The sequence below is a fragment of the Leisingera sp. CC-HEC093 genome (assembly GCF_059429195.1).
In genome coordinates this window covers 2786895-2812847 of sequence record NZ_JCAIJR010000001.1, presented here as the reverse complement: position 1 = coordinate 2812847, position 25953 = coordinate 2786895, and the positions used below count along the sequence as shown (strand labels likewise).

31 protein-coding genes are annotated in these 25953 nt (G+C 65.0%); 14 read left to right on the top strand and 17 right to left on the bottom strand.

Annotated features, from left to right (window positions below):
* Nucleotides 1-45: 45 nt before the first annotated feature.
* On the bottom strand, nt 46-1110 hold the full coding sequence (locus tag AC5STB_RS13735) for an SMP-30/gluconolactonase/LRE family protein (RefSeq protein ID WP_495443374.1): 1065 nt from the start codon (nt 1108-1110) through the stop codon (nt 46-48).
* A gap of 94 nt (nt 1111-1204) precedes the next feature.
* Here AC5STB_RS13735 and AC5STB_RS13730 point away from each other — a divergent pair, with 94 nt between their 5' ends.
* Nucleotides 1205-2314, top strand: coding sequence for a pyridoxal phosphate-dependent aminotransferase (locus AC5STB_RS13730; RefSeq protein ID WP_495443373.1), 1110 nt, complete (start codon nt 1205-1207; stop codon nt 2312-2314).
* Nucleotides 2315-2404: 90 nt separating this feature from the next.
* On the top strand, nt 2405-2599 hold the full coding sequence (locus tag AC5STB_RS13725) for a histidinol phosphate aminotransferase (RefSeq protein ID WP_495443372.1): 195 nt from the start codon (nt 2405-2407) through the stop codon (nt 2597-2599).
* A 31-nt stretch (nt 2600-2630) separates the two neighbouring features.
* Here AC5STB_RS13725 and AC5STB_RS13720 read toward each other — a convergent pair whose 3' ends face one another.
* A complete protein-coding gene (locus AC5STB_RS13720) occupies nt 2631-3839 on the bottom strand; it encodes a pyridoxal-phosphate-dependent aminotransferase family protein (protein WP_495443371.1) in 1209 nt (402 codons plus the stop codon).
* Between the two features lie 171 nt (nt 3840-4010).
* Nucleotides 4011-4691, bottom strand: coding sequence for a TIGR04283 family arsenosugar biosynthesis glycosyltransferase (locus AC5STB_RS13715; RefSeq protein WP_495443370.1), 681 nt, complete (start codon nt 4689-4691; stop codon nt 4011-4013).
* 113 nt (nt 4692-4804) lie between these two features.
* Here AC5STB_RS13715 and ygfZ point away from each other — a divergent pair, with 113 nt between their 5' ends.
* From ygfZ to AC5STB_RS13700, 3 genes are all read left to right on the top strand, one after another.
* Nucleotides 4805-5539 (top strand): CAF17-like 4Fe-4S cluster assembly/insertion protein YgfZ, encoded by a 735-nt coding sequence (gene ygfZ, locus AC5STB_RS13710; RefSeq protein WP_495443369.1) that lies wholly within the window; start codon nt 4805-4807, stop codon nt 5537-5539.
* A 10-nt stretch (nt 5540-5549) separates the two neighbouring features.
* On the top strand, nt 5550-6353 hold the full coding sequence (locus AC5STB_RS13705; protein WP_495443368.1) for a fructosamine kinase family protein: 804 nt from the start codon (nt 5550-5552) through the stop codon (nt 6351-6353).
* A gap of 71 nt (nt 6354-6424) precedes the next feature.
* Nucleotides 6425-6970 (top strand): hypothetical protein, encoded by a 546-nt coding sequence (locus tag AC5STB_RS13700; RefSeq protein WP_495443367.1) that lies wholly within the window; start codon nt 6425-6427, stop codon nt 6968-6970.
* A gap of 143 nt (nt 6971-7113) precedes the next feature.
* Here AC5STB_RS13700 and efp read toward each other — a convergent pair whose 3' ends face one another.
* Nucleotides 7114-7677: an elongation factor P gene (efp, locus tag AC5STB_RS13695; RefSeq protein WP_019296123.1), complete on the bottom strand. Its 564-nt coding sequence runs from the start codon at nt 7675-7677 to the stop codon at nt 7114-7116.
* A gap of 221 nt (nt 7678-7898) precedes the next feature.
* Between efp and AC5STB_RS13690 the strand changes: the two genes are divergently transcribed.
* Together AC5STB_RS13690 and AC5STB_RS13685 are read left to right on the top strand one after the other, a co-directional pair.
* Nucleotides 7899-8216, top strand: a complete 318-nt coding sequence (locus AC5STB_RS13690) for a DUF6280 family protein (RefSeq protein ID WP_008556013.1) — start codon at nt 7899-7901, stop codon at nt 8214-8216.
* A gap of 192 nt (nt 8217-8408) precedes the next feature.
* Nucleotides 8409-9863 carry a cobyric acid synthase gene (locus tag AC5STB_RS13685; RefSeq protein WP_495443366.1) on the top strand — a complete coding sequence of 485 codons (1455 nt, stop codon included), beginning with the start codon at nt 8409-8411 and terminating at the stop codon, nt 9861-9863.
* Nucleotides 9864-10103: 240 nt separating this feature from the next.
* Here the strand turns inward: AC5STB_RS13685 and AC5STB_RS13680 are convergent, their stop codons facing one another.
* The 5 genes from AC5STB_RS13680 to AC5STB_RS13660 all read right to left on the bottom strand — a co-directional run bounded on the left by AC5STB_RS13680 (nt 10104) and on the right by AC5STB_RS13660 (nt 14553).
* Nucleotides 10104-11219: a hypothetical protein gene (locus AC5STB_RS13680; protein ID WP_495443365.1), complete on the bottom strand. Its 1116-nt coding sequence runs from the start codon at nt 11217-11219 to the stop codon at nt 10104-10106.
* 75 nt (nt 11220-11294) lie between these two features.
* Entirely contained in the window at nt 11295-12701 is a 1407-nt protein-coding gene (locus AC5STB_RS13675) for a TolC family outer membrane protein (RefSeq protein WP_495443364.1), read from the bottom strand.
* Nucleotides 12702-12829: 128 nt separating this feature from the next.
* Nucleotides 12830-13483, bottom strand: coding sequence for a protein-L-isoaspartate O-methyltransferase family protein (locus AC5STB_RS13670; RefSeq protein ID WP_495443363.1), 654 nt, complete (start codon nt 13481-13483; stop codon nt 12830-12832).
* 267 nt (nt 13484-13750) lie between these two features.
* Complete coding sequence (locus tag AC5STB_RS13665; RefSeq protein ID WP_495443362.1) at nt 13751-14065, bottom strand: TraR/DksA family transcriptional regulator; 315 nt, start codon at nt 14063-14065, stop codon at nt 13751-13753.
* Nucleotides 14066-14220: 155 nt separating this feature from the next.
* Nucleotides 14221-14553, bottom strand: a complete 333-nt coding sequence (locus AC5STB_RS13660; protein ID WP_495444603.1) for a TraR/DksA family transcriptional regulator — start codon at nt 14551-14553, stop codon at nt 14221-14223.
* Between the two features lie 162 nt (nt 14554-14715).
* On the opposite strand from AC5STB_RS13660, the gene AC5STB_RS13655 reads away from it, so the two are divergent.
* Nucleotides 14716-14853 (top strand): entericidin A/B family lipoprotein, encoded by a 138-nt coding sequence (locus AC5STB_RS13655; RefSeq protein ID WP_495443361.1) that lies wholly within the window; start codon nt 14716-14718, stop codon nt 14851-14853.
* Nucleotides 14854-14932: 79 nt separating this feature from the next.
* Here the strand turns inward: AC5STB_RS13655 and AC5STB_RS13650 are convergent, their stop codons facing one another.
* A complete protein-coding gene (locus AC5STB_RS13650) occupies nt 14933-15175 on the bottom strand; it encodes a PA2433 domain-containing protein (RefSeq protein WP_495443360.1) in 243 nt (80 codons plus the stop codon).
* 342 nt (nt 15176-15517) lie between these two features.
* Between AC5STB_RS13650 and AC5STB_RS13645 the strand changes: the two genes are divergently transcribed.
* Nucleotides 15518-15823: a hypothetical protein gene (locus tag AC5STB_RS13645; RefSeq protein ID WP_495443359.1), complete on the top strand. Its 306-nt coding sequence runs from the start codon at nt 15518-15520 to the stop codon at nt 15821-15823.
* Here AC5STB_RS13645 and AC5STB_RS13640 read toward each other — a convergent pair.
* On the bottom strand, nt 15816-16427 hold the full coding sequence (locus tag AC5STB_RS13640) for a hypothetical protein (RefSeq protein ID WP_495443358.1): 612 nt from the start codon (nt 16425-16427) through the stop codon (nt 15816-15818). The genes AC5STB_RS13645 and AC5STB_RS13640 overlap by 8 nt on opposite strands.
* A gap of 437 nt (nt 16428-16864) precedes the next feature.
* Nucleotides 16865-18679, bottom strand: a complete 1815-nt coding sequence (lepA, locus tag AC5STB_RS13635; RefSeq protein ID WP_495443357.1) for a translation elongation factor 4 — start codon at nt 18677-18679, stop codon at nt 16865-16867.
* A gap of 35 nt (nt 18680-18714) precedes the next feature.
* Between lepA and AC5STB_RS13630 the strand changes: the two genes are divergently transcribed.
* Nucleotides 18715-20280, top strand: a complete 1566-nt coding sequence (locus AC5STB_RS13630; protein ID WP_495443356.1) for a hypothetical protein — start codon at nt 18715-18717, stop codon at nt 20278-20280.
* A gap of 120 nt (nt 20281-20400) precedes the next feature.
* Here the strand turns inward: AC5STB_RS13630 and AC5STB_RS13625 are convergent, their stop codons facing one another.
* Nucleotides 20401-21159, bottom strand: a complete 759-nt coding sequence (locus tag AC5STB_RS13625) for a hypothetical protein (RefSeq protein WP_495443355.1) — start codon at nt 21157-21159, stop codon at nt 20401-20403.
* 211 nt (nt 21160-21370) lie between these two features.
* On the opposite strand from AC5STB_RS13625, the gene AC5STB_RS13620 reads away from it, so the two are divergent.
* The 3 genes from AC5STB_RS13620 (at nt 21371) to AC5STB_RS13610 (ending at nt 23247) form a co-directional block, all read left to right on the top strand.
* On the top strand, nt 21371-21553 hold the full coding sequence (locus AC5STB_RS13620) for a hypothetical protein (RefSeq protein WP_495443354.1): 183 nt from the start codon (nt 21371-21373) through the stop codon (nt 21551-21553).
* Nucleotides 21554-21699: 146 nt separating this feature from the next.
* The gene (locus AC5STB_RS13615; RefSeq protein ID WP_495443353.1) at nt 21700-22011 is read left to right on the top strand and encodes a hypothetical protein; all 312 of its coding nucleotides are present in this window, start codon (nt 21700-21702) and stop codon (nt 22009-22011) included.
* A gap of 270 nt (nt 22012-22281) precedes the next feature.
* Entirely contained in the window at nt 22282-23247 is a 966-nt protein-coding gene (locus tag AC5STB_RS13610) for a LysR family transcriptional regulator (RefSeq protein ID WP_495443352.1), read from the top strand.
* Nucleotides 23248-23262: 15 nt separating this feature from the next.
* Here the strand turns inward: AC5STB_RS13610 and AC5STB_RS13605 are convergent, their stop codons facing one another.
* Complete coding sequence (locus AC5STB_RS13605; protein WP_495443351.1) at nt 23263-23700, bottom strand: low molecular weight protein-tyrosine-phosphatase; 438 nt, start codon at nt 23698-23700, stop codon at nt 23263-23265.
* Between the two features lie 50 nt (nt 23701-23750).
* Between AC5STB_RS13605 and AC5STB_RS13600 the strand changes: the two genes are divergently transcribed.
* A complete protein-coding gene (locus AC5STB_RS13600) occupies nt 23751-24452 on the top strand; it encodes an NAD-dependent deacylase (protein WP_495443350.1) in 702 nt (233 codons plus the stop codon).
* A 97-nt stretch (nt 24453-24549) separates the two neighbouring features.
* On the opposite strand, the gene AC5STB_RS13595 is transcribed toward AC5STB_RS13600, so the two are convergent.
* From AC5STB_RS13595 to rpmB, 3 genes are all read right to left on the bottom strand, one after another.
* Nucleotides 24550-25032 carry a copper chaperone PCu(A)C gene (locus AC5STB_RS13595; protein WP_495443349.1) on the bottom strand — a complete coding sequence of 161 codons (483 nt, stop codon included), beginning with the start codon at nt 25030-25032 and terminating at the stop codon, nt 24550-24552.
* 56 nt (nt 25033-25088) lie between these two features.
* Entirely contained in the window at nt 25089-25439 is a 351-nt protein-coding gene (locus AC5STB_RS13590; protein ID WP_495443348.1) for a hypothetical protein, read from the bottom strand.
* A 138-nt stretch (nt 25440-25577) separates the two neighbouring features.
* Nucleotides 25578-25868 carry a 50S ribosomal protein L28 gene (gene rpmB, locus AC5STB_RS13585; protein ID WP_495443347.1) on the bottom strand — a complete coding sequence of 97 codons (291 nt, stop codon included), beginning with the start codon at nt 25866-25868 and terminating at the stop codon, nt 25578-25580.
* Nucleotides 25869-25953 lie beyond the last annotated feature (85 nt).

Genomic DNA, 25953 nt, shown 5'->3' with positions numbered 1-25953 from the left:
GTTTGGATGCCAGTCCAACGTGGGGGAAAGATCAAAGCCCTGACGTCAGGGCTGCAGCGGCAGCCGGGCGAACCAGGGCGAATCGAGGGTCATCACGTAAAGCTGCCCGTCCATGACCTTGCCGCCGGTGGTGACGCCGAGGCGTCCGTCCGGGTCCTGCAGGGCGCGCAGGATTTTGCCCTGCCCGTCGAACCGGACCAGCATGCCGCGGTGGATCGGTGCCGGGCGCACCATCGGCCCCAGCCGCCAGATCAGCTTGCGCAGAAACGGGTATGGCATCAGTTTTTCAGACGGCAGCCGCGGGCTGGCGAAGGCGAGCCAGTAGGTGCCGTCGCCCTGCGCCTCCAGATTGTCGGGGTAGCCGGGGAGGTTATCGAGGAACACCTCCTGCTGGCCTGCCCGGTCGCCCTTGAGCCAGAGGCGGTGGACGCGGGCGCGGCCGGTCTCGTTGATCAGCAGGAAATCCTCCTCCGGCGAGAGGGCGATGCCGTTGGTGTAGACGAAGCCTTCGGCGATTTTCTCTGTGGTTCCGTCCGGATTGATGCGGGCCACATAGCCGCTGTCCGATTGCTCCCAGATGGTCAGGATCGAGGTGGGCTTGGTGCCGCCCATGGTTTCGGGGTCGAAACGGTCGGAGGAGTTGGAGAAATAGACCGTGCCGTCACGGGCTACGTCGAGCTGGTTGGCGTAGATGATCGGGACGCCGCCCAGGCTGTCTGCCAGCACTTCCAGCGTGCCGGGGCCGGTCCAGCGCAGGATGCCGCGGAAGCTGTCGGCGATGTAAAGCGCGCCGTCCGGTCCCGCCTTCAGCCCCAACGGGCGGCCGCCGAGTTTGTCTGCCAGCACCGGTTCTGTGCCGTCGATGCGGTAGAGATTGCCCGAGAGGCTGGTTGTATAGACGGTGCCGTCCGGGGTCTGGGCGATGTCCTCCGGCCCCAGCTCTCCGTCCGGCAGATGGATCAGCGCGGCCGCGTCCAGAGCGTTGTTTTCGGCATAGGGGCCGGTGAAACCCGGCGGTGCGGGCGGGTCATAGGCGATGGGATCGACCGGCACCGGCCAGAACAGGAGGTAGCCGAGGGCGGCAGCCAGCAGGGCCAGGGCAATGCGCATGAAGGAATCCCTTTGAAAGCTGCGGGCAGACTGCGCGGGGCGGGGAACGGACGCAAGCCTTGCCCGCCGCCCGCGCTTGCGCTTATCTGCACCCATGACTGGTCCCCGTTACACCCCGCTTGCGCAATCCTTGCCCGCCACCGTGCCGTTTGTCGGCCCCGAAACCCAGGAGCGCGACCGCGGCCGGCCCTTTGCCGCGCGGCTGGGGGCGAATGAGAACATATTCGGCCCCTCGCCCCGGGCGGTGGCGGCGATGGCCGGGGCCGCGGCGGAGATCTGGAAATACGGCGATGCGCAAAGCCATGACCTGCGCCAGGCGCTGGCGGCGCATCACGGGGTGCAGCCGGAGCATATCATCGTGGGTGAAGGCATCGACGGGCTGCTGGGGTATCTGGTGCGGCTGCTGGTTGGCCAGGGCGATGCGGTGGTGACCTCGCTGGGGGCCTATCCGACCTTCAATTACCATGTGGCGGGGTTCGGCGGGGTGATCCACGCGGTGCCATACAAGGACGACCGCGAGGATTTTGAGGCGCTGTTTGCCAAGGCGGCGGAGACGGATGCCAAGATCGTCTACCTTGCTAATCCGGACAATCCGATGGGCAGCTGGCACAAGGGGGCAGATATTGCCGCGGCGCTGGACCGCTTGCCCGAGGGCTGCCTGCTGCTGCTGGATGAGGCTTATGTGGAATGCGCGCCGGAGGGCACTGCGGCGCCGGTCAGCGCCGATGATCCCCGGGTGATCCGGATGCGGACCTTCTCCAAAGCCTATGCGATGGCGGGGGCGCGGGTCGGTTATGCGATCGGCCATCCGGAGCTGATTTCCGCCTTCAACAAGGTGCGCAATCATTTCGGCATGAACCGGGCGGCGCAGGCCGGCGCGCTGGCGGCGCTGCAGGATCAGGAGTGGCTGGAACAGGTGCTGGCGCAGATTGATGCGGCGCGGATGCGGATAGCGGAGATCGCGGCAGAGAACGGGCTGCGCGCCCTGCCCTCGGCCACCAATTTCGTCGCCATCGACTGCGGCGGGGACGGGGCGTTTGCTAAGGCGGTTCTGGGCGGGCTGGTGGATCAGGGGATCTTTGTGCGGATGCCCTTTGCCGAGCCGCAGAACCGCTGCATCCGGGTGAGCTGCGGTCCGGCGGCGGAGCTTAATGCCTTTGCCGCAGCCCTGCCACGCGCGCTGGCGGCGGCGCGCGCCGGCTGAAACCTGCCGGCGGGCGCTGGATCGCGGCGGTTTTACCAGACATTCACCATGGCCGGACTACCCTTAGGGTATATTACCGGGAGATATGTCATGCGTGACCCTGACCTGCCGGCTGGTATGCCGGATTTCTTTACTGCCGCGATCATGTTCGCGGGCATCAACCTGATGTGGATCTTCTTTGTGATCTGGGTGATGTACGGGCTGGTGCCGGTTCTGGTGCTGGCGGTGCTGATCAATCACTTCATCACCAGGCTGGAGATCCGCCTGAACTCGCAAAGGGCCTGAAGCCCGCCCGCCGCCTGCTGCTGCCAGGCCGTCAGCGGCCCGACAGAACCCGTGCGGCCGCATCCGTCGCCCCCTGCCCGTGCGGGATGCCCAGCGCGGTCAGCCCGGTTTCAATCCCCCCCAACAGGCCCATCACCATCTGGCCGTTCACATGCCCCATATGGCCGAGCCGGAAGTAGCCGTGCCAGTCCGGGCTGCCCGGCGGCGCCATGCCAAGACCGATGCCCAGGGTCAGCCCCAGGTTTGCCTCCAGCCAGTCGCGCAGCCTTGTGCCGTCCGGCGTCCCGATGTGCAGCGCGGTCACCGCGTGGGAGCGCAAGGACCGGTCGGCCACGTTCATCCGCAGCGGGCCATCCGCGCCCCAGGCTTCGCAGGCGGCCCAGATGGCGCGGGCCAGATGGGCGTGGCGCGCCCATACGTTTTCGATGCCTTCATCGTGGATCATGTCCAGCGCGGCGCGCAACCCGTAAAGGTGATGGGTGGGCGCAGTGCCGCCGAAATACTGGTAGAACTCTGCCGGGTTGGCGCGCGGCGCCCAGTCCCAGTAGCGGCTGATGCGCGGCAGCGCCGCCCGCGCCGCGGCGGCGCGCGCGTTGAAGAACACGAAGCTGAGGCCCGGCGGCACCATCAGCCCCTTCTGGCTGGCGGTGACCATCACATCAACGCCCCAGCCGTCCATCTCGAACGGCTCGCAACCCAGCGAAGCGATGCAATCGGCCATCAGGAGCGCCGGGTGGCCGGCCTCGTCCAGCAAGCGGCGCAGGCCCGCGATGTCGTTGCGGATCGAGCTGGAAGTGTCCACATGCACACCCAGCACCGCCTTGATGCGATGGCCCTTGTCGGCGGCAAGCGCCTCGGCGATGCGGGCCATGTCCCAGGGCGCGCGGGTGCCGAAGTCGAGGATCTCCGTCCCGACGCCCAGCCCCTGGGCCATTTCCGACCAGCCGATGGCAAAGCGGCCGGAGGACGGCACCAGCACCCGGTCGCCGGGCTGCAGAGTGTTCTGCAGCGCGGCCTCCCACGCGCCGTGGCCGTTGGCGATGTAGATCGCCGCCTGATGCCGGGTGCGGGCCACCCGCCGCAGGTCGGGGAGCAGGCCGGCGGTCATCTCCACCAGTTCGCCTGCATAGATGTTGGGCGACGGGCGGTGCATCGCCTGCAGCACTTGGTCCGGCACCACCGAGGGGCCGGGGATGGCCAGGTACTGCCGCCCTGCTGAAAGGTTCGCTGGTCCGCTCATGCCTGTTGGTCCCTGCTGCGCGGGCAGCGGCACAGCGCCCCGCGGTTGATCCATTCCGGCACAGTAGCCGGACCGCGCGCCGGGTCAATTGCCGCAAACGCAGGGTCACGGCGAATTGCGCACCGCGCCCGGCTGCAGGGCAGGACGGGCGGGCCGGGCGGGCAGATCAGTCTATTTGCTGTAGGACCTGGCCAGGCTTTCAGGCTTGGCCCCCAGGAAATACCGCAGGAGCGTCCACAGGTTGCGCGCGCCGCGCCGGAGCCAGCCCGCCCGCTGGTAGCGTGCCGCGCTGGTCAGTGCTGCGCAGGGCAGACCTGTCAGCCCGCGCAGGCGGCGCACCAGCGCCACGTCCTCCATCAGCGGCTGGTCCGGGTAGCCGCCCGCGGCCTCATACGCAGCGCACCGGACCAGCAGCCCCTGGTCGCCGTAGGGCAGTCCGAACAGGCGCGCGCGCAGGTTGGCCCAGCCTGCGACCCAGGCGGGCATCAGCCCGCGCGCCCGGAAGCGCAGGCGGAAATAGGCGGGGGCGCCCTGCCCGCTTGCCAGGTGCTGCGCCACCGCCGCGGCCCAGCCCGGCTCCAGCTGAGTGTCGGCGTGGATCACCAGAAGCCAATCCCCCTGCGCCGCCGCGCAGCCCCGGCGCAGCTGGCCGCCGCGGGACGCCGCACCGCTGATCCACCCGGCACCGGCGGCCTGGGCTATGGCGCGGGTTGCATCGGTGGAACCGCCGTCGCTGATCACCAGCTCGCGGATCAGGCCCGCTGCCAGCCCCTCCATCAGATGCTCCAGCACGGCGGGCAGCTCTTCGGCGGCGTTCAGGGTGGGAATGACGATGCTGACCGGCGCGGGCATGGGCGCTCCTTGAGGCGGATTTGCTGTTTTCTTCCGCCCTGCTTCCTATATCACTGGGCCAAGCAGTGAAACGCCCCCTTGGGATTTACCAGGCGGCACACGGGAGAGATGACATGAGCGACCGCCGCATCCTGCGCCTGAGTGGCAGCGACGCCAAGAGCTTCCTGCAGGGGCTTGTCACCAGCAATGTGGACCGGTTGAGCGACGGGCTGGTCTATGCCGCGCTGCTGACGCCGCAGGGAAAATACATCGCGGATTTCTTTCTGGCGGCAGAGGGCGATGCGGTGCTTCTGGATGTGGAGGCATCGCTGGCCGAGGGCCTGCTGAAGCGGCTGAACATGTACCGGCTGCGCGCCGATGTGCAGGTGGAGATGACCGATCTGCAGGTGACGCGCGGCACTGGGGAGATGCCGGAGGGGGCGCTGGCGGATCCGCGCCATGCGGATCTGGGCTGGCGGCTGTATGGGCCTGACGGCGGCGATGACGGCAGCAATTGGGATGCGATCCGGGTCGCCCACTGCATCCCCGAGACCGGCGTCGAGCTGGGGCCGGAGAGCTATATTCTGGAAGCCGGGTTCGAGGCGTTGCAGGGCGTCGATTTCCGCAAGGGCTGCTATGTCGGCCAGGAAGTGACGGCGCGGATGAAGCACAAGACCGAGCTGCGCAAGGGTTTGCGCACGGTGGCGGTCGAGGGCGCGGCGCCGGTTGGGACCGAGATCACCGCAGGAGGCAAGACAGTGGGCACGCTGTTCACCCAGTCCGGCGGCAAGGGCATTGCCTACCTGCGGTTTGACCGTGCCAAGGGAGAGATGCAGGCGGGGGATGCCCGCGTCACCTGGCAACCATGAGCGGGCAGCCGTGAGCGGGCTGAACCAGACGGTTCTTTCCCTGCTGGGCGCGGAGGTTGCGCGCGCCCGCCCGCTGCATGGCGGCGACCTGTCGGAGGTGCAGCTTCTTGAGCTGTCAGATGGCCGCCGGGTGGTGGCCAAGACCGGGCCTCTGGCGGCGGCGGAGGCTGCAATGCTGCGGGCGGTCCGGGGCGCGGGCGCGCCTGCGCCGCAGGTGCTGGGCACCGCCGCCCATGTGCTGCTGATGGACGCGCTGGAGGAGACCGCGGCCAGCACCCGTGGCTGGCAGGCTTTGGGACAAGCGCTGCGGCAGCTGCATTCCGGGACCGGGCCGCAGTACGGCTGGGCGGAGGATTACGCCTTTGGCCCCGTCGCAATCCCCAATGCGCCGCTGGCAAACTGGCCGGAGTTCTGGGCCGGCCGCCGCCTGCTGGCAGACCCAAGCGCCCTGCCCCGTGATCTGCGGCTGCGGGTTGAGGCGCTGTGCAAACGCCTGCCGGACCTGCTGCCCGCGGCGCCATACGCCGCCCTGCTGCATGGCGATCTGTGGAGCGGCAATGTGCTGTTCAGCGGTCCTGCTGCCTATCTGATCGACCCCGCCTGTTATTACGGGCATGGCGAAGTGGATCTGGCAATGCTGCATCTGTTCGGCGCGCCGCCTGCGGCGTTCCGCGACAGCTATGGCGCGCTGGAGCCGGGGCATGAGGCGCGCCGCCCTATCTATCAGTTGTGGCCCGCGCTGGTGCATCTGCGGCTGTTCGGTACCGGCTACCGCAGCATGGTGGAGGCCCGGCTGGAGGCGCTGGGGTTCTGACAAGCTTCTGTTCACGTCCTTGCGTTAAGGTCGCGGGCAAAACCTGCGGGTGATTTCTGAAAGGGTATTTGATGAGATTGATACTTGGTGCTTGCCTGGCCGCACTGGCGGCCGCCCCTGCGTGGGCGGACTATTGGACCTACAAGGACTGGCATATCACAACCGAGCCGCATGAGACCGAGCAGGACAGCTATCTGACCTGCCGCGCCTGGACCGGCGGCGACGGCGATCCGATCCTTGAGGTTTCCGCCTTCTCCGGCGATGCGGGCCCGCCGGATTTCTATCCGATGGCCAAGGTGCAGGAATATGCGCCGCGCCACCATCCGACGCTGATGCAGCAGGGGGGCACGGTGGATTTCATCTTTGATTTCGACCGCAGCTTTTCCATTGAGGCCGGGATTAATTCCTGGATCAATGAGGAAGGCCTGGCCGAAGCCGAAAGCGCGCTGCGGTTCGAGGACCACCTGGTGATGCTGCAAGCGATGAAACAAGGCAGCTGGGTGGAGATCTGGGCGGGCAACGACATGTTCTATGAGGCCTCGCTCAGCGGGTTTACCGCGGCCTATGGCAAGATGATGGATGAATGCGGTTTCAGCCTGGCGCTGCCTGCGGGGTGATCCCGTGGGCCAGCGGCGGCTAGCGCAAGAGTTTTCGAAAACTCATGCCAAGACTTTTCCCAAAAGTCTTGGGCGCCGCGCAGAAACAAAAAAGCCGCCCCCGAGGGAGGGCGGCTTTTCCGTCTTCCGGCACGCGTCTTGAATCAGGCGCGCTCGGAATACTCCATGGTCTCGGTGTTCACCACGATCATCTCGTCCTGGCCGACAAACGGCGGCACCATCACCTTGACGCCGTTGTCCAGGATTGCCGGCTTGAAGGAGTTCGCCGCGGTCTGGCCTTTGACGACCGGCTCGGTCTCGACGATCTTGCAGGTGACCTTCTGCGGCACGGTGGCGTTCAGCGCCTCGGCCTCGTAGAATTCCACCACGATGGTCATTCCGTCCTGCAGGAACGGACGGCGGTCGCCAAGCAGTTCCGCGGGCAGTTCGATCTGCTCATAGGTTTCGGCATCCATGAATACCAGCATGCCGTCGCTCTCATAAAGGAACTGCTGGTCTTTCTGCTCCAGGCGGACGCGCTCCACCTTGTCCGCGGAGCGGAAGCGCTCGTTGAGCTTGGAGCCGTTGCGCAGGTTGCGCATCTCGACCTGGGCAAAGGCGCCGCCCTTGCCGGGCTTCACGTGGTCGACCTTCACCGCTGCCCAAAGGCCGCCATTATGTTCCAGCACGTTGCCGGGACGGATTTCGTTGCCGTTGATCTTGGGCATAGGGAAAATGCCTTTCAGATGGTTGATGATAATTTGCAAGACCCTATATCTGGCGGGCTGATCGCTGGCAAGACAAGGATATGGTATGGAGGATCTGTGAATAAGGTATGCGCAATTTGCATGAAAGCTATGCATCTGCGCTCTATCCGAATCGTCACAATTCCGCCATAAGCAGCGCTACGCCGAAAATTGCAATAGCAAGAACAACTAAGGGATACGAGATGAGAGATTTCGTAGACGGCACCGCTTATAACAACGAGCAAGGCAACCGCGCCCGCAAACTGTTTGCAGCCGTTGTCCTGGCCGCACTGGATGATGCCATCGCCGACGACAAGAAATACGGCAATGGCCCGGAACAGATCGCCCGCTGGGCACGCTCGCGCGATGGCCGCGAAGTGCTGTCCTGCGCCGGCATCGACCCGAATGAACGGGTTGTGGAAGGCCTGATGGACTTCGTGGGCCGCGGTGTGCGGACCTCGGTTGCACTGTCGCGTGAAGAAAGCGAACGCCGCAACGCTGCGCAGGCTGAAGCCGCCTAAGGCTTCCCTTGCGCATTGCTGAAAAGCGCGCCCTCAGGGGCGCGTTTTTCTTTTGCGCACCATGGCTTTCCGCAGGGTCAGCCTGTCGCGCGGCAGCCGCCGCGGGACGCTTGTGGCACAGCGGCCATGGACGGTGCGGCTTAACCTGCTATGCAGGCCCGTGAACGACGGGGCGCAGGCAGGGAGCAAGCGATGGCGCGTGCAATCATGATCCAGGGCACCGGCAGCAATGTCGGCAAGTCGCTCTTGGTGGCAGGGCTGGCGCGCGCTTATGTGCGGCGCGGGCTGAAGGTGGCGCCGTTCAAGCCGCAGAACATGTCGAACAACGCCGCCGTCACGCCGGAGGGCGGCGAGATCGGCCGCGCGCAGGCGCTGCAGGCGCGCGCTGCCAAACGCCCGCCCCATACCGATATGAACCCCGTGCTGCTGAAACCAGAGACCGACACCGGCGCGCAGGTGATCGTGCAGGGCAAGCGCCGCGGCACCCAGGGCGCGGGATCGTTCATGCGCGACAAATCGGGCCTCCTGGAGGCGGCGCTGGAGAGCTTCCACCGGCTGGCGGCGGACGCAGATCTGGTGCTGATCGAAGGCGCGGGCTCCCCGGCTGAGACCAACCTGCGCAAGAACGACATTGCCAACATGGGCTTTGCCTGCGCCGCTGGGGTGCCGGTGGTGATTGCCGGCGACATCCACCGCGGCGGAGTGATTGCGCAGATCGTCGGCACCCATGCGGTGCTCGAACGCCATGACCTGGAGCGGGTCGCGGGCTTTATGGTCAACCGGTTCCGCGGCGACCTCAGCCTGTTTGACGGCGGGCGGGACGACATCGCCGCGCGCACCGGCTGGCCGAGCTTGGGCGTGGTGCCGTGGTTCTGGGATGCCTGGAAGCTGCCGGCCGAGGATATGATGGACATCGCCTCGCACAAGGGCGGCGCCTGCAAGGTGGTGGTGCCGCAGCTGGAGCGGATGGCGAATTTCGACGACCTGGACCCGCTGGCAGCAGAACCGGAAGTGACGGTGGAAATCGTGCCGCCGGGCCGCGCCCTGCCCGGCGATGCGGATCTGGTGATCCTGCCCGGCAGCAAATCGACCATCGGCGACCTCAATTACCTGCGCGCGCAGGGCTGGGACATCGACATCCTGGCGCATCACCGGCGCGGCGGCCATGTGCTGGGCCTGTGCGGCGGCTACCAGATGCTGGGCAAAACCATCGACGACCCTGAAGGCGTCGACGGGCGGCCCGGCAAGGTGGAGGGCCTGGGTCTCTTGAATGTGCACACTGTGATGGCGGGGGAAAAGCGGGTGACGCTGACCGAGGCGGTCACGCGCGACGGCAACCTGCCAGTCAGCGGCTACGAGATCCACATGGGGCGCACCACAGGCGCCGACTGCACCCGCGCCTGGCTGAGCATCGGCGGGCGGCCCGAAGGTGCGGCCTCCGCCGACGGGCGCGTCAAGGGCTCCTACCTGCACGGGCTGTTCTCGGCGGACGCCTTCCGCGCCAGCGTGCTGGGCGCCCTGGGGCATGAAAGCCAGGCCGGTTACGAGGATGGCGTCGACGAAGTGCTGGACGCGCTGGCCGATCACCTGGAGCGCTATATGGATCTGGACCAATTGCTGGAGCTGGCGCAGCCGGTGCGGGTCTGACCGCAGCCGCGGGGCTGGCTGCCGCCTCCTTTCTCCGTCGCCTTCGCTGATGCCGGCGGATGGCGGACGGGGTTCTGCGTCAAGGATTTACCAGCTTCGCTGGCGCGCAGCGTCCTTGATGCGGGTTCCGGTCCGCCATAGGCATCTGTCTGCGAAGGGGATGGGGAAAGGAGGCGGCTCCCTCCCCTTTTCTCTTGAGCCGGAAGCGGATCCCTGCCCCTGTTCCGGATCCGTTCCCGTTCAGACCAGATCGTGCGCCGCCAGCGCGCGGTGGATTTCGCGGCGGACCAGCTTGCGGACGTTGCGGGTGATGCGCTCGCCCAGCGGGCCTTGCAGCTCCTCGCGGACGATGGTTGCGACCAGCTCGCGCAGGGCGTCTTCGTCGAGGTAGCCCTCGCCGCTGTCCGCCAGGCTGTCCATCGCAGCATCTGTCACCGCGGTTTCAACCACCGCCTCCGCATCGGGGCTGCCGGCGGGCGCGGCAGAGGCGGGCGGCTCCTTCTCTGCCAGCTCGGTTTCCGGCTCATCCTCCGTAAGGTCTTCGTCACTGATGAGCAGCGGCTCGTCCCGCCATTCGATGGTGTCGGCACCGGCGCCGGCAAAGGGTGCCTCCGTCTGGCTGTCCGGCTCCCACTGCTCCTGCGCGGCGGCTTGCGCGGCAGTGCCGCGCGCCTCCAGTTCTGCGATCTTGCGGACAACCGAGGCCGCGCGGGCGCCTGCGGTGCTGGCAGCGAGGCTTTCCTCTGCCAGTTGGACCGGTGCTGCGTCTGCGGGTTCATCCTCTGTGCCGCTATCTTCCCCCTGCACGGCGGCACCGGCAACGGCGGCAAACAGGGTGGTTTCCGGATTGCTCCAGGGCACGCCGTCCGCAGCGGCGGCGGCGGGCTGCCCGTCCTCCGGGCTTTTTTCCTGGCCGGTATCCGGATTGTTTTCCAGGGCGTTCGACTGTGCCGCGTCCTCCCTGGGGCCGCTGTCTGCGCGGCTGGCGTCCAGATCCCGGCGGTGCCGGAACGCCAGCGGCGCATCCTCTGCCGCCGATTGCGGCCAGCCGTCCTGAGGGCCGGACCCGCCAAGGTCCGCGCCGGGGTCCTCTGCGCCGCCTGACAAAGCCTCTGCATCCGGCTCTGCGGCCAGCGGCGGCTCTTCCGCGGGTTGCAGCACCGGATTCTCTGACGCCTCCGCCCCTCCGGCGCTATTGGCCGCGCGCGCAGGTTCCTGCACCCGCAGGGCCGGCGTCAGCACCAGCCGCGCTGCCGGTTCCGGGGCCGCGGGCTGGCCGCGGCCGTCTTCGCTCACCAAGCGGCGGATCGAGGACAATACATCTTCAATCTCAGCATGGGTAACTGGGTCGGACATGTTTTATTACCACTCTTGCCTCTGAAGCAGAGTGTAGCGGCGTTGCCGCCACCGCACAACACTTAGGATGAATTGTCAGTTCCGCCCCAAGGCCTTGAGCACCCGGTCCAGATCCTTGCCGCGCTTGCTGTAATTTGCAGGCGCGTCCTTGACCAGGTTGTAATAGAGCGTCGGGTCGTAAATCTCCACCGCCAGGCCCAAATGCTCTGCGGTCAGCAGACCCTGCGCTTCAAGCAGCTGATAGGCGGCGATTGCCTGGTTGGCACGGGCATTCACCTGTTCGGTCTGGGCATCGAGGTATTCCTGCTCCGCCTGCAGCACGTCCAAGGTGGTGCGGGCGCCCAGGGTGGCTTCCTCGCGGATACCGTCAAAGGCGACCTTGGAGGCGCGCACCCGCTCACCCGAGGAAATCAGGCTGACCCGGGCGGTTTCGACGTTGAAGTAGGCGGCGCTGACGGCCTGGCGCACCGCCCGCTGGGTGCTGATCAGGGCGCCGCGCTCAGCATCCGCATTGGCCACCGCCCGGCGCCGGGTGGCGGCATTGCGGCCGCCGGCATAGAGCTGCTGGGTCATCTGGATGGCGACGCTGGAAGATTCGGCGGAGTCAAAACTGTTGTGGGTATCTTCGCTGAGCCCGGTGCTTGCCTGCAGGCTCACCGTCGGCCCAAGGCCCGCAGTGGCAGCGGCGACCTGGTAATCCCTGGCCTTGACGATGTGCTGCTGCGACAGCACATCCGGCTGGTTCCGCACCGCAACCGCCTGGGCGCTGTCGAGCGAGGCCGCCCTGCGCGGCAAGGCCGGCTGGCTGGTGATGGCGCCCGGCGCCCGTCCGACAACCTGTTCATAGGTTGCCTTGGCGGTCAGCAGCGTGCCTTCAGCATCGGTCAGGTTGGCGCGGGCCGCAGCCACGCGGCTTTCGGCCAGGGCGACATCTGTGCGGGTGACCTCGCCGACTTCGAAACGGTCCTCGGCTGCCTTCTGTTCCTCCTGCAGCAGGCGCAGGTTGTTGCGCCGCAGCGTCACGTTTTCCTGCGCTTGCAGGACACCGACATAGGCCTGCACCGCCTGCAGCAGCACGGCTTGCTCCACACCCAGCAGGGCCTGGCGTGTTGCCAGCACGGTTTCCTGGGCGGCCAGCTTGTTCAGCCGTGATGCGCCGCCGTCAAACAGCAGCTGGGTCAGCCGCAGCTGTGTCGACAGGTCGTTCTGGGTCGCGTCGGGGATGGCTTCGTTGTAGCTGCTGGCAGCAGTCACCGTCCATTCGATCAACGGGCGCAGCTGCGACAGCGCAATCGCCACATCTTCGTCCGCCGCCCGCAGCAGCGCGCGGTTCTGCTCCAGCAGGCCGCTGGTCTTATACGCGCCGATCATTGCATCGGACAGATTGTCCGCTGCCGCCTGCAGCGGCATCACCGCCGTGGCCGCTACGCCGCTGGCAAACACAAAAGCCTTAAACACACTCGCCGGGAAATTCATTCGCATCGGTTGCCTTATCTTTTGCCGCGCCGCCAGCCGCGGTGGGTTGTCTGCGAGCCGGCCGCCCCCTGTATCTGCGCCCGGCCTGTTATCATACGGTGCGGCAGCGTCTGCCGCAGCGCCCTGGCGTCCGCCTAGAGCGCAAATTCCTGTGCGGCGGCAAAGCCGGGCAGCACCGGCGCGCCGGCGTTGAATTCAAACCGCCAGGAGATCCGGCCGCCGTTCTTGTAGCCCACCTTGACCTCGCCCAAAGCGCCGCTCATCAGCAGCGCCGCAATGCGGCCGCCCTCCTTCAGCTGGTCCAGCAGGGCTGCCGGGATTTCCTCGGCCCCGCCCTGGATCAGGATCACGTCATAGGCGCCATGCTCTGCTGCGCCTTCGGCCAGCGGGCCGGTGTGCACGATGGCATTGTCAGCGGCAGTCTCGGACAGCAGCTCCTGCGCGTCGGCGGCCATGCTTTCGTCTTCCTCGACGCCGATCACCATCTGCGCGATCCGCGCTGCCACAGCGGTGGAATAGCCCAGCCCGCAGGCCACATCGAGCACCAGTTCGTCGCTTTGCAAATTCACCGCATCCAGCATCTTGGCCAGAGTGCGCGGTTCCACCAGCACCCGGCCGCCGCCCAGATCGACGTTCTGGTCGGCATAGGCTGCCTCGCGCTGTGCGCCGGGCACAAACTTCTCGCGCGGGATCGCAAGCATCGCCTCAATGATCGGGTATTTGGTGACATCCGACGGACGGATCTGGGTATCCACCATCATGCGGCGGCGCTCAGTGAAATCTGGCATCTGCTAAACTCATTTGTTCAGTCGGTCAGACCGGTTGTGGCACATACCGCCGGGCACGGCAACGGGGCCTGTTGCGCGAAAATCCGAAGTATTGCAGCGCTGCCGCGGACAGCCTTCAGGTCCGGCCGCCCGCGTTAAACCGGCCTGCGGCACCGGGCGGCCGCGCAAAAAAGGCCAGCGCCCCCCGGGGGCAGCTGGCGCAAGCGCATGGAACAATGTGCACAGATTAGCCGGGCGGCAGCAGGTGCGCCCTGCCCGCTCCCCGTGCTACAGCGCGCAGGTCCGGCAGAACGGCGACGCCGGGCGCTGGTCGAGCCAGTCGTCGCTCATATCCTCGCCGCAGATCTGACAATAGCCGTAAGAGCCTTCGCGCAGGCGGGCCAGGGCGGCGTCGATCCGGCGCAGTTCATCCAGGCTGGCCTTGGGCAGGACGGTGATCGCCCCTTCGCCGCCGCGGGCGGCAACTTGCTGCCGCACAGAGGCCATCTGCCCGGGATCCGGACGGCCCGCGGCCTGAGACGAGAGACCGGCAAGCGCCTGCCGGCGGACTTCAAGCGTTTGCTTTCTGGCGGAAAAGTTCATAGCTCATGCCCTCCAGTTCACGTTTCGCGCACCATTGCCGCAGGGTCAATTTCACAGCTTTGATCCAGGTCAAGATAGACGCGATTTGCGCGAATTGCACGACCTTATAAGTTGCAATTTCTGGAAAATGCCCCTTTCCGCCGGATGCCGCGGGCCTATCGCCCGCCCGCAGCTGCGCCCGCGCAGGTCTTGCACAGCGGCGCTGCCGGCAGCAGATCCAGCCGCGCATCGGAAATCAGATCGCCGCAGCGGGCGCAGATGCCATAGGTGCCCGCCCGGATCCGCGCCAGCGCCGCGTCGATCCGGCGCAGCTCGTCCAGTTCCGCCTTGCCGAGGCTTTCCAGCACCTCGTCGCCCTGGCGTTCGGAGGCGCGGTCCTCCCAATCCTGCGGCATCGGCGCGTCCAGCGAGTGTTCGACGCGGGCCAGATGCCCGGTCAGTTCGGCGCGGCGCGCCTCCAGTGCCTGCTTGCGGGTGGATAGGTCCATCGGGTCTGCCTCCTGTTCCGGTTCGCCCGCAGGGTAAAGCAGCGCGGCGGCAGCGGCCTTGACCTCGCTCAACCTCCGGGCTGTGAATCCTCTGGCTTGGGCCGGGGCGGCTTGCTAGATATCTGCAAACGGATTTTGAGCAGAAATGAGGAGCCTTCACCGATGATGCGGATTTTGACCTGCGCGCTGATGCTGCTGGGCCTGGCGGCCTGCGAGACCACCAAGGGCGCGGGGCGCGACATTTCCAAGGCCGGCCAGGCGATCAGCGGCGCGGCGCAGGACGTGCAGAACAGCCTCTAAGCCGCCCTGAGCAGGCCACGGCAGAGATGTGAAACGCCCGGTTTGCCGCCGGGCGTTTTTTTGTTTCGGGGTGCCGGGATCAATTGATGCCAAGCAGTTCCTTGGCCTGGCCCAGTGTCTCGATCGAGGCATCATGGTCGCCCGCCTCATGCTGCGTCTGGCCCTCGGCGCGCAGCTCCTGCACCGTTGCCAGATCCGCCTCCGCCAGGTCCGTCCCGGCAACCAGGGCCGCGTCGATTGCGGCCATGTCGGCGGGGCAATTGTGGGCAAAAACGGGTGTCGCCAGCAGAGTGATCGCGGCGGCCAAAGTCAGGTGTTTCATGATGTCATCCTCCCCAGGTGAACAGGGCGAGGATAGCACGGAATGCGTGCGTTTTCAGGCAGGCGTTGCGCAGAGGCCGCGGATGGGCGGAGAGTGGCGCATGGGCGACTCTCCGCCCGGATGGTGGCTAAACGTCAGATCAGCACGCGGAGGGCAGCGCCCGGCCCGGCGGGGTGGGAAGCGAAACGCCCGCGTCGTGCTGGAAGCACGCCTCCGGCATGACGGGGTGGGGCGGGACGGGCGCTGCCCGGCCTTTTGCCCTGTCAGAGACTCAATGCCACACTTGAACATCACAAACACGTTACCAATATAGATTGCATAATTTTCAACCAAGGAGTGCATATGGCATACACTGAAGCCCAAATCCGCGATGAAGCCTGCAAAGAAATGCTGAAGGTTTCAGGGCAAACCCTCACTACATCTGAACTCATTCAGCGCCTTTCCAAGCGCCTCAAACCAACCGGCAAGGATGCACAGCTGGCCCGAAACAGAAGCGATACTTACTTTTCTCAGAAGGTTCGCAATTTGGTTTGCCACAGAAACCAAGGCACTGGTCTTGCAGCTCGCGGCATCGCCGATTACGAAAAAGCTACAGAGTCTTGGACCCTTACAAAATTCGGCCGCAGCTACGCCGCCAACCTCAGTTGAAGTCCATTTTCTTGTAGCCGGTAGGCAACCAACTTAGCTCCGTTCCGCCGCAGTGGTCCTTATCCCAAACGAACCAAGCATAGGCAGTGGTTCCGCTGCCTTTGCGTTTCACGCCCTTTGGGTAAAAGGTAATTCTCTCGCTGAACACCCAAACCTTGCTGGGAGGCGTCTTGCTAAAAATAGTTGATCGCCGTTTAGCCCCCTCAAGAAACGCAAGTCGCAGCAGCAACGCAAATTTCTTGTCGGCAACTTTCAGTGCGGTATGAACGAAATCCTCCGCAGCATTAAACGGCGGGTTAGTAATAATGTTCGTAGCAGTTCGACTTGTCCCGCGAAAGTCGATACCGGACTCACCGAAGCCACGGTCGTATAAATCGGAACTCTCAACATTCTGCCCAGTGCTGCTCAAAACAGAACTCATCGCGCCGTCACCACAAGCGCACTCCCAAATGTCACCGGGAAATTTCTCGTTGTCGATCAGCGCATAGGTTGCCCAAGCAGGCGTCGGGTAGAAGTCAGGTCCATCTAAATCGGCAACGCGTTTTAATGTCGGCTGAGGCGCGGTAACAAACAATTGGTTCATAGCTCCCTCGTTTTCTTTCATGATACTTGAACCTCCAAACGCAGCAAGCAGGTTGTGAATCTAAAAAAAATCAACTGGTTACAAAGCAAGTCACAACTCCAGCCGTTGTATCAGTGTGCCTCTCTAGTGCCGTTACTAGAGGCATTCAAGCGCTACTTGGGGAACAGGGAGCAAGCTCATTTTCACACCACCGGCCTTCAAAAACATCGTACTAAATATTGAGGGCCGCGCCCGGTCCGAGGGTGGGTGCGAAGCGCCCGCCCGTGGGGGCGGATCGGGCGCTGCCCGGCCTCTCGGCCGGGCGGGGCTTTGGATGGGCCTAAAACAGAAAACGGGGCCGTAGCCCCGTCTTGCAACTGTCTGAAAAGGTCTCGCTTCCGGCGCAGAACAGTACCGGGCGGGCACGCAATTGGCTGCGCCAACCGCTTTCGCCCGCGCGCCCTCGGAAATGGCCAGCTTTAGCTGTCCATTTTGAGGGCGGAAATGAACGCCTCTTGCGGGATATCCACCTTGCCGAACTGGCGCATCTTCTTCTTGCCCGCTTTCTGCTTGTCCAAGAGCTTCCGCTTCCGGGTGGCGTCGCCGCCGTAGCATTTGGCGGTCACGTCCTTGCGCAGCGCGGAGAGCGTTTCGCGGGCGATCACCTTGCCGCCGATGGCGGCCTGGATCGGGATCTTGAACATGTGGCGCGGGATCAGCTCCTTGAGCTTCTCGCACATCGCCCGGCCGCGCATCTCTGCCCGGTCGCGGTGGACCATGGTGGAGAGCGCATCGACCGGCTCGTCATTCACCAGCACCGACATCTTGACCAGATTGTCCTCGCGGTAGCCGGTCATCTGGTAGTCGAAGGAGGCGTAGCCCTTGGTCACCGATTTCAGGCGGTCGTAGAAGTCGAAGACCACCTCATTGAGCGGCAGGTCATAGACCACCATGGCGCGGGAGCCGGCGTAGGACAGGTCCATCTGGATGCCGCGGCGGTCCTGGCAGAGCTTCAGCACGTCGCCGAGGTATTCGTCCGGCACCAGGATGGTCGCCTTGATCCGCGGCTCCTGCATGTGGTCGACCTTGGAGGCGTCGGGCATGTCGGCGGGGTTATGCAGCTCAATCATCTCGCCGGGCTCGTTGTCCTTGCCCTTCATGTAGACGTGATAGATCACCGATGGAGCCGTCGTGATCAGCTCGATGTTGTATTCGCGTTCGATCCGGTCGCGGATCACCTCCAGGTGCAAGAGGCCCAGGAAGCCGCAGCGGAAGCCGAAGCCGAGGGCGGCGGAGGTTTCCATTTCAAAGCTGAAGGACGCGTCGTTCAGCGCCAGCTTGTCGATGGCGTCGCGCAGGTCCTCGAATTCGGCGGAATCCACCGGGAACAGACCGCAGAACACCACCGGCTGGGCGGGTTTGAAGCCCGGCAGCGCCACCTCAGTGCCGTTGCGGTCGTTGGTGATGGTGTCGCCGACGCGGGTGTCGCGCACCTGCTTGATCGAGGCGGTGAGGAAGCCGATCTCGCCCGGGGCCAGCTCATCCACTGTCTGCATGGCGGGGCGGAAGACGCCGATGCGGTCGACGTGGTGCAGGGTGTTGTTCGACATGAACTTGACCCGCATGCCCTTTTTCAACACGCCGTCCATGATCCGGACCAGAACGATCACGCCGAGGTAGCTGTCGTACCACGAATCGACCAGCATCGCCTTCAGCGGCGCGTCGCGGGTGCCCTGCGGTGCCGGCAGGTGCTGGACGATGCTTTCCAGCGTTTCGCGGATGCCCTGGCCGGTCTTGGCTGAGACCTGGATGGCGCCGGTGGCGTCGATGCCGATCACATCCTCGATCTGCTCTGCCACCCGGTCGCAGTCGGAGGCCGGCAGGTCGATCTTGTTCAGGACGGGAACGATCTCATGATCCGCATCAATCGCCTGGTAGACGTTGGCAAGCGTCTGCGCCTCCACCCCTTGGGTCGAGTCGACGACCAGCAGCGAGCCCTCGACCGCGCGCATGGAGCGGGAGACCTCATAGGCAAAGTCGACGTGGCCGGGGGTGTCGATCAGGTTCAGCACATAGGTCTCGCCGTCGTCCGCCTTGTAGTCGATGCGGACGGTGTTGGCCTTGATGGTGATCCCGCGCTCGCGCTCGATGTCCATGGCGTCGAGCAGCTGTTCCTTCATATCGCGGTCCTTCACCGTTCCGGTCTCCTGGATGAGCCGGTCAGCAAGGGTGGATTTGCCATGGTCGATATGGGCGACGATGGAGAAATTGCGGATGTGAGCGAGGTCAGTCATGGTACGGCGTATGTATAGATTCTGGGATTTGGTCAATGGATGATGAAGAAGGCGGCGCTAGAAAGCTGGCGCGTGACCGGTTGACATGGGAGCATATTGCTTTTGCGTTTGCGCTGTCTGGCCCATTCAGTGAGATACCAACCGCACACACACGTGCGCTGCACCCAAAATCAGTATTGTTTGTGCTACGCTCCCTGCTGACCAGTAGGTCAATCTTAGTCGATCCATCCAATGCTAGCTCTTTGTTGAGCTGTGCCGATGCATGCACGGATGGCTTGTTGCACGAGCTCCCCAATGACCCTGTTTCGAACACCTCCTGGAGGAACTTGGGCAGTGAAGAGACAACTATTTCTGAGGGCCACACCAAGGTCAGCTCGCGATTGGCAACCGGTGTGTTTTTTGGGATTGGCGATACACTCGGCACATTCTTAAGTTCGTTCACCTCTCTCCATGTCCGCCAAGGGAGCAGAGAGTTCTACGCTGAGCCTGCTCACACCGAAAGTCATCGGCTTTTGGAGGGTCACCCTAAAACCGCAGATTTTCACCAATGGCTAACGCAAGCCAATGATAACGCTAGAAGTATCAACGACTACAACCCCGAAACAAAGTTCGAAGTTCTGCATTTCCTCAAAAGAGCGACCGAATGGTCCTTCTGGCACGACTGGTACCTCGGCTTTCTGACTGGCCACCCTCTCGACTGGGAACTCCAGCACCGTGTGGCACTGATTGACGACGCAATCTGGGACGCAGGCCCCGAAGCCGTCGCCGATGAAATCGAGCGCATCAAGGCAGAGATGCTCTCTGAACACCTGCCGATGGCCGAGACCATCGAGCTGAATCCGGAAACCGGCAAGTTCCGGGCGGTGCCAATCCCGGTGGAGAACGCGCCCTATATGTCCGCGCTGCTGTCGCAGATCGAAGACGCACTGGAGGATTGTCTGGGCGGCCACAATGGCCTGTCGGAGCGCGCGGGCGATGTGCGAAAGCTCAACCGGGTGCTGACCAAATACAAGGACGACCCGCAGAATGCAGAGCTGACCCTGACGCGGGTGGCGGGCAGCTTGCGGGCGCAGTTGCTGGACAGCCGCGAGCTGCCGGACAATGAGGACAACCTCGCCCTGCTGAACGCGGTGGAGGAAGGCGTGCGCGGCCTCCGGGCCAATCATCCGGAGGTCGCCGCCAACCGCGAACAGCTTGCGCAGCAGGCGTTCAAGGCGCTTGCGCCTGAGGACAAGCAGGTGCTGGAAGAGGCTCTGCCCGTGCTGACCGCCCTCAGCGAGCCAGAGTTGGCAGAGGACTTCGCGCAGGACATTCCCGAGCTGATCAACGATGCCCGGCTGCCGCTGCCTGATGGCGCACCACCCTTGCCGGCGGCTGATGCAGCCACGCGGGTGTTCAGCCGCGTGGCCAAGATGGCTTTGCTGCAGGAACAATACTGCAAGCTCACACGCAAAGGCGCCGAATGGTTTGACAGCGATACACGCAAGACCGTGCAGTTAGCTGGCATGGTTGGGGGCGGTGCGATTGCAGTAGGAGTTAACTTCGGCCCCAAACTGCTTGAACTCGTACAAATTGGCCTGCGCCTGCTTGGCGTTCTCTAACTGACCTCCCGCTCGGCGGCACGCCGGGCAGCGCCCGATCCGCCCCCACGGGCGGGCGCTTCGCACCCACCCTCGGACCGGGCTCTGCCCTCACCTTTCTGTCTCCATGTTTGGTATCAATTAGGTCTCCCCCTCCGCCATCGACTGCCCCAGCCAGTCCAGCGCGCGGGCGAGATCGGCGGCGGTGCAGGGGGCCGGGGTGACGTCGAGGTCGGCGCCCTCGCGCATCAGGTTGCGCGACCAGGCGCGGGTGTTGGCGAAGCGCAGCATCAGGGTGCTGCAGCCCAGCTGCGGGTCGGCGGCCACCCGGTGCAGCCGGTCGGCGGGCAGGAAATAGGCATCGCCCTGCCGGTAGGCCGTGGTGGTCTCAAGCCGCACCCGGGCCGGGCCGGCCGGGACCAGCGGCTGCTGCGCGTCGCGGTAGTGGTACTCGGCATAGACCTCAGCGCTGTCCGACAGCGCGTCCTCCCAGTATTCCGACACCAGCGTGCCGCTCAGCACGCGGGAGACCAGCGGCCAGCGGTGAGAATGCAGGTTCTCCTGCGCGTGGACGCCGGGCAGCCAGATATGCAGCCGCAGCGAAACCCCCGGCCGTTCGGCCAGCCTGATCTTGAAAAAACCGTTCTTATTAAACACCGAGCGGCCGGCCAGCGCCGCCAGCGCGGCCTCATCCGCGCGCAGGCCCGCCAGCTGGGCCGCCAGCCATCCGGCGGGCAGCGCCGCCAGCGCCTGCTTGGCACCGTTCAGGATCTGCAGCGTCCGGCGGCCGGCCGCCAGGCCGCCCTGCACGCGGTCCGCGAAATCTGCGAAACCGGTGTCCCCTTCTGCAAAACCGGGGCGCAGCTGCGCCGGGGGCGCCAAGGTATAAGCAACGTTCATGAATAGCATCCTCTTGCTGGTTGAAACACCAGGAGCTTTGCAAAGGACAGCGCACAAACAAACACCTGATGCGGGAGCCAGCCGCTGCCGCGCACGCCACCCGCGCACGGCAGCGGATGCGTCTGCCGCCAAAATGCGCTATACTCCCTGCACACCGCGAGACGCGCACCCCGCTGACGGGAAATGACCACAGCAAAGGAGGACGACCCGCATGGATGCAATCAAAGCCACTGAATACGCCCGCGCGCTCTATAGCGCGCATGGCGACAAGGCCGAGGCCGAAGCCGCGCAGAAGATGCGCGAATGCGAGGCAGCCGGCAAGGACAGCGAGGCTGCAGACTGGAAAGCCGTGCGCCAGGCAGTCCGCGCAATGCGCGGGCCGAACCAGACCTGAGCATCTGGCACCGCTGGAGGGCCGCGGGGTGCGGCGCTCCGGCCCCCTTTCCCGTTTACCACGATTGAAAAAGACGCCGGCCTGCGCCATAATACGGCCAGTTACGCGGGCAACAGACCCGCTTGCCAAGAACGGGGCATGAGCAGATGAAACACTTCCTGACAGCAGCGCTGTGCGCTGGATTTCTTGCAGCACTGGCGCCTGCGGGCGCCGAGGCCGGCGCCATTGAGCGCGCCTGCCGCCAGTCGGACCGCACCGCGGCCTCGCCTTCCTTATGCAACTGCATCCAGCGGGTTGCCAACCGCAGCCTGACACGGTCAGAGCGCAAGACTGTGTCCAAGTGGTTCTCCGACCCGCACCAGGCGCAGGTGGTGCGCCAGTCCAGCAACCGCGGCGACGAGCGGCTTTGGCTGCGCTATAAGGCGTTTGGCAGCCACGCCGCGCGCAGCTGCGGCTGAATTGGCGGCACGCTGATAAGGCATGTGAAGGCGTCCCTGCGGGGCGCCTTTTTTGGTTGGGCCGCCAATGAACCATGAACCGCGCTGACGGCGCGCGGCGGCCTGCGGCCTTGGTCCGCGCGGGGCAGCAGTCTGCCAGCCGGGGCATCCGGCCCGATTGATGCATCAGCGCTGCGGCATTTTCGCAAGGGGGAAAGGCTGCGGCATTGCCACCCTTGACCGCGCCGGCTCAAACCGCAAAGAACGGCCTAAGGTATTGGAGCAGTTCATATGTTGATCAAGGGCGTTTCCTTACGCGGGCTGGAAGTGTTTGAGGCTTTGGCCAAGACCGGGTCCGTGGCGCAGGCCGCCGAGATGACCGGGCTCAGCCAGCCGGCAGTCAGTCAGCAGATGCGCAACCTGGAAAAGGCGCTGAACAGCGAGCTGATCGACCACGGCCGCCGCCCGATGGTGCTGACCGCTGCCGGGCGCAGCTTCCTGGCCCGGACCGAGGCGGTGCTGTCCGAATTGCGGCTGGCCCAAAGCGAGCTGACGGTGATGGACCTCACCCACCTGCAGGCGCTGTCGATCGGGCTGATCGACGATTTCGACAATGATCTGACGCCGCGGCTGGCCACCATTCTGGCCGACAGCCTGACCCAGTGCCGGTTCAAGATGATCACCGCTTCCAGCCACGACATTGTGCGGGCGCTGGAAGCCCGCGAGTTGCACATCGCCGTTGCCGCCACCACCGGTGAACTGCGCGAAGGGCTGGTGGAATACCCGCTGGTGCGCGATCCGTTCATCCTGGTGGCGCCGCGCGGCACGGTTTCGGATGCGGCGCAGGCGGCGGAACAACTGCAAAGCCTGCCGTTCCTGCGTTATGCCCGCGACCAGCTGATCTCGCAGCAGATTGAGGGACTGCTGGTGCGCCAGAAGCTGGAGTTCGAGGACCGGTTCGAGGTCGGCTCGCATCTGGCGCTGATGGCGATGGTGGCGCGGCGGATCGGCTGGGCAATCACCACGCCGCTGGGCTATATGCGCGCGGGCCGCTTCCACGACCAGATCGATGCTTTCCCCATGCCCTTCGGGGAGATGTCCCGCACGATTTCGCTGTTCACCGCCGCCGACTGGGCCGACCGGGTGCCGCGCGATGTGGCCGAGACCGTCCGCCGCCTGGTGCAAAGCCAGATGATCGACCCGGCGGTGCAGCAGCTGCCGTTCCTGGCGGGCGGCTTCCGGGTGATTGCCGAATAGCGTCTGGACCCGAAGTCAGAGCGCCGTCTTAAGGCCCTTGGCGGCTCGCTCGATCAGATCCAGGCAGCCGTCGAAATCGCGGGTGTAATAAGGGTCCGGCACGTGATCGGCGCCGCTGTCCGGCGCGTAGTCCGTGAAAAGCCGCACCGGGGTATCGCTGCCCCTGGGACGCAGTGCCTCGATGTTTTCCAGGTTGCTGGCATCCATCGCGATAATCAGGTCGAAATTCTCGAAATCATCGCGGCGGAATTGCCGCGCGCGCAGATCGGAGATATCCAGCCCCCGCGCCCGTGCCGCTGCCTGCATCGGGCCGTAGGGCGGCTCGCCTGCGTGATAGGACGCGGTGCCGGCGCTGTCGGTCTCCGCTGCGGGGCAGAGCGCGCGGAACACGCCCTCAGCCGCCGGGGAGCGGCAGATGTTTCCTAGGCAGACAAACAGAATACGGGTAGGCATTTGGATATGGCTCCTGCTGGACGGGGGCAGTGATAGGAGGTTCCGGGGCGATGGGAAAGACCGCGCAGAAGATTGTCATCCTGACCGGTGCCGGGATTTCGGCTGAAAGCGGGCTCGGCACGTTCCGCGACGAGGGCGGCCTCTGGGCACAGCACCGGATCGAGGATGTGGCCACGCCGGAAGGTTTCGCGCGCAATCCGGACCTGGTGCACGGGTTCTACAATGCGCGGCGCAAGCAGGCCGCCGGGGCGCAGCCCAACCCGGCGCATCAGGCACTGGCGCAGCTGCAGCGGGAGCATCCGGGCGAAGTGGTGATTGTCACCCAGAATGTGGACGGCCTGCATGAGGCGGGCGGCGCAGACGGCGTTCTGCACATGCATGGAACACTGGCGGGTGCGCTCTGTGCCGCTTGCAGTCACCGCTGGCCTGCGCCGCTGAAAATGGAGACCGGCCAGCCCTGCCCCGCTTGCGCCGCGCCTGCCGGGCGGCCCGATGTGGTCTGGTTCGGCGAGATGCCGTATTTCATGGAGGAGATTTACGCCCATCTGGCGGGGGCGGATCTGTTTGCGGCCATCGGCACCTCCGGCGAGGTCTACCCGGCAGCGGCCTTCGTCGATGAGGCGCATCTGGCGGGGGCGCATACGGTGGAGCTGAACCTCGCGCCGTCGGCCGCCGCCTCCCGCTTTTCCGAGCGCCGCTTTGGCCCGGCGAGCGAGATTGTTCCTGCCTGGGTGGCGGAGCTGCTTACCTAGCCTCAGACGGCAGAAAGCCCGCCGCAAGGGCGGGCTTTGGGCGCGAAGGAGGGCTGCAGCGCGGCCTGACGCCGCGCCCGCCCTGCCTGTCACGGGATCAGTTGGAATGGCCGGAGTGATCGCCGTGGCCCTCAGCCTTGCGCTCCAGATCCACCGGCACTTCGATCTCAACCTCACCGGCCTTTTCAAACACCAGTGTGAGTTTGACCACATCGCCGTGGTTCAGTTCCTGGTTCAAGCCCATGAACATGATGTGGTCGCCGCCGCGCTTCAGCATATGGGTTTCGCCCGCGGGCACGGCAAAGCCTTCCTCCACATGCATCATCTTCATGACGCCGTCGCCGCCTTCCTTATGAGTGTGCAGCTGCACCTTGGCGGCCACGTCGGAACGCACATCGATCAGCTGATCATCGGCTTCGCCCTTATTCATGATCTCCATGAACGCCGCACCGGCCTTGGCAGTGGGCGAGGACACCCGCGCGTATTGGTCGTGCACCATGATCATGGCATCGCCCGCAAAGGCAGAGGTGGCAAAGGCAACAGCAGCCGCGGCTGCAAAGACAACAGACTTCAGGGACATCACAGTCTCCTCATAGTTGGGTTTTCAAATTTCAGATGGGTGAAGGGGTGGCCCGGTCAGGCAGCGGCCGGCGGCGCGCGGGCGCTGGCGCGCAGATGATGCTGCACAGAAGCCAGCCCCGCCTCCTGCCCTGCGGCGATCTCGCTGCAAGCTGCAACTGGCAGCACCAGCCCCGCAGGCTGCGCCACCGCATCCAGCACATGCATCACGCAATCGGGGCAGCTGTGCGGCGGCTTTACCGGCCGGCCCTCGCTGTCGACATAGATCGTGACAGCGCCGGTGCCGGTGCAGATCACCATCTGGCCTGCGGCGTCACGCTCCCCCTGCCGGGCGGCAGTGCTGTGCGCCGTCAGGGCAACGGTCAGGGCCAGAACCAGGCCAAGGCATATGCGCAAAACGCGTGTCATCACTGGCAGATATGCCCCTTGGCCGGGCCGCCTGCAAGGCACAAGTCTGCGGCAGATTGCGCAAACGCAAACACCGCGCAGGGTTGCCCCTGCGCGGTGTCCGTAATCCGATCCGGTGAAGGGATCAGGCCAGTAGGGTTAAGCCTGTGCGGCTTGTGCCTTGGCGATCTCTTTCTTCACTTTCAGCGCGTTTGCCGACAGCTCGTCGTCCTTGGCTTTAGCCAGGAACGCGTCCAGGCCGCCGCGGTGGTCGACAGAGCGCAGGGCAGCTGCGGAGATGCGCAGCTTGACGCCACGGCCCAGAACTTCGGACTGCAGGGTCACGTCGTTCAGGTTGGGCAGAAAGCGGCGCTTGGTTTTGTTGTTGGCGTGGCTGACATTGTTGCCAGTCATCGGGCCTTTTCCGGTCAGTTCGCAACGGCGCGACATATCTTCATCCTTCGTTTTTGGTGGCTCCGGCAGTCCGGTGCCAAATCACAAGGGGCGCGGCCATTGGCTGCGCCCGAAAACTGGT

Bases quoted from the DNA above. Each gene is read 5' to 3' on its own strand.
- AC5STB_RS13735 (WP_495443374.1), bottom strand. From the start codon at position 1,110: ATGCGCATTGCCCTGGCCCTGCTGGCTGCCGCCCTCGGCTACCTCCTG.
- AC5STB_RS13730 (WP_495443373.1), top strand. From the start codon at position 1,205: ATGACTGGTCCCCGTTACACCCCGCTTGCGCAATCCTTGCCCGCCACC.
- AC5STB_RS13725 (WP_495443372.1), top strand. From the start codon at position 2,405: ATGCGTGACCCTGACCTGCCGGCTGGTATGCCGGATTTCTTTACTGCC.
- AC5STB_RS13720 (WP_495443371.1), bottom strand. From the start codon at position 3,839: ATGAGCGGACCAGCGAACCTTTCAGCAGGGCGGCAGTACCTGGCCATC.
- AC5STB_RS13715 (WP_495443370.1), bottom strand. From the start codon at position 4,691: ATGCCCGCGCCGGTCAGCATCGTCATTCCCACCCTGAACGCCGCCGAA.
- ygfZ (WP_495443369.1), top strand. From the start codon at position 4,805: ATGAGCGACCGCCGCATCCTGCGCCTGAGTGGCAGCGACGCCAAGAGC.
- AC5STB_RS13700 (WP_495443367.1), top strand. From the start codon at position 6,425: ATGAGATTGATACTTGGTGCTTGCCTGGCCGCACTGGCGGCCGCCCCT.
- efp (WP_019296123.1), bottom strand. From the start codon at position 7,677: ATGCCCAAGATCAACGGCAACGAAATCCGTCCCGGCAACGTGCTGGAA.
- AC5STB_RS13690 (WP_008556013.1), top strand. From the start codon at position 7,899: ATGAGAGATTTCGTAGACGGCACCGCTTATAACAACGAGCAAGGCAAC.
- AC5STB_RS13685 (WP_495443366.1), top strand. From the start codon at position 8,409: ATGGCGCGTGCAATCATGATCCAGGGCACCGGCAGCAATGTCGGCAAG.
- AC5STB_RS13680 (WP_495443365.1), bottom strand. From the start codon at position 11,219: ATGTCCGACCCAGTTACCCATGCTGAGATTGAAGATGTATTGTCCTCG.
- AC5STB_RS13675 (WP_495443364.1), bottom strand. From the start codon at position 12,701: ATGCGAATGAATTTCCCGGCGAGTGTGTTTAAGGCTTTTGTGTTTGCC.
- AC5STB_RS13670 (WP_495443363.1), bottom strand. From the start codon at position 13,483: ATGCCAGATTTCACTGAGCGCCGCCGCATGATGGTGGATACCCAGATC.
- AC5STB_RS13665 (WP_495443362.1), bottom strand. From the start codon at position 14,065: ATGAACTTTTCCGCCAGAAAGCAAACGCTTGAAGTCCGCCGGCAGGCG.
- AC5STB_RS13660 (WP_495444603.1), bottom strand. From the start codon at position 14,553: ATGGACCTATCCACCCGCAAGCAGGCACTGGAGGCGCGCCGCGCCGAA.
- AC5STB_RS13655 (WP_495443361.1), top strand. From the start codon at position 14,716: ATGATGCGGATTTTGACCTGCGCGCTGATGCTGCTGGGCCTGGCGGCC.
- AC5STB_RS13650 (WP_495443360.1), bottom strand. From the start codon at position 15,175: ATGAAACACCTGACTTTGGCCGCCGCGATCACTCTGCTGGCGACACCC.
- AC5STB_RS13645 (WP_495443359.1), top strand. From the start codon at position 15,518: ATGGCATACACTGAAGCCCAAATCCGCGATGAAGCCTGCAAAGAAATG.
- AC5STB_RS13640 (WP_495443358.1), bottom strand. From the start codon at position 16,427: ATGAAAGAAAACGAGGGAGCTATGAACCAATTGTTTGTTACCGCGCCT.
- lepA (WP_495443357.1), bottom strand. From the start codon at position 18,679: ATGACTGACCTCGCTCACATCCGCAATTTCTCCATCGTCGCCCATATC.
- AC5STB_RS13630 (WP_495443356.1), top strand. From the start codon at position 18,715: ATGGATGATGAAGAAGGCGGCGCTAGAAAGCTGGCGCGTGACCGGTTG.
- AC5STB_RS13625 (WP_495443355.1), bottom strand. From the start codon at position 21,159: ATGAACGTTGCTTATACCTTGGCGCCCCCGGCGCAGCTGCGCCCCGGT.
- AC5STB_RS13620 (WP_495443354.1), top strand. From the start codon at position 21,371: ATGGATGCAATCAAAGCCACTGAATACGCCCGCGCGCTCTATAGCGCG.
- AC5STB_RS13615 (WP_495443353.1), top strand. From the start codon at position 21,700: ATGAAACACTTCCTGACAGCAGCGCTGTGCGCTGGATTTCTTGCAGCA.
- AC5STB_RS13610 (WP_495443352.1), top strand. From the start codon at position 22,282: ATGTTGATCAAGGGCGTTTCCTTACGCGGGCTGGAAGTGTTTGAGGCT.
- AC5STB_RS13605 (WP_495443351.1), bottom strand. From the start codon at position 23,700: ATGCCTACCCGTATTCTGTTTGTCTGCCTAGGAAACATCTGCCGCTCC.
- AC5STB_RS13600 (WP_495443350.1), top strand. From the start codon at position 23,751: ATGGGAAAGACCGCGCAGAAGATTGTCATCCTGACCGGTGCCGGGATT.
- AC5STB_RS13595 (WP_495443349.1), bottom strand. From the start codon at position 25,032: ATGTCCCTGAAGTCTGTTGTCTTTGCAGCCGCGGCTGCTGTTGCCTTT.
- AC5STB_RS13590 (WP_495443348.1), bottom strand. From the start codon at position 25,439: ATGACACGCGTTTTGCGCATATGCCTTGGCCTGGTTCTGGCCCTGACC.
- rpmB (WP_495443347.1), bottom strand. From the start codon at position 25,868: ATGTCGCGCCGTTGCGAACTGACCGGAAAAGGCCCGATGACTGGCAAC.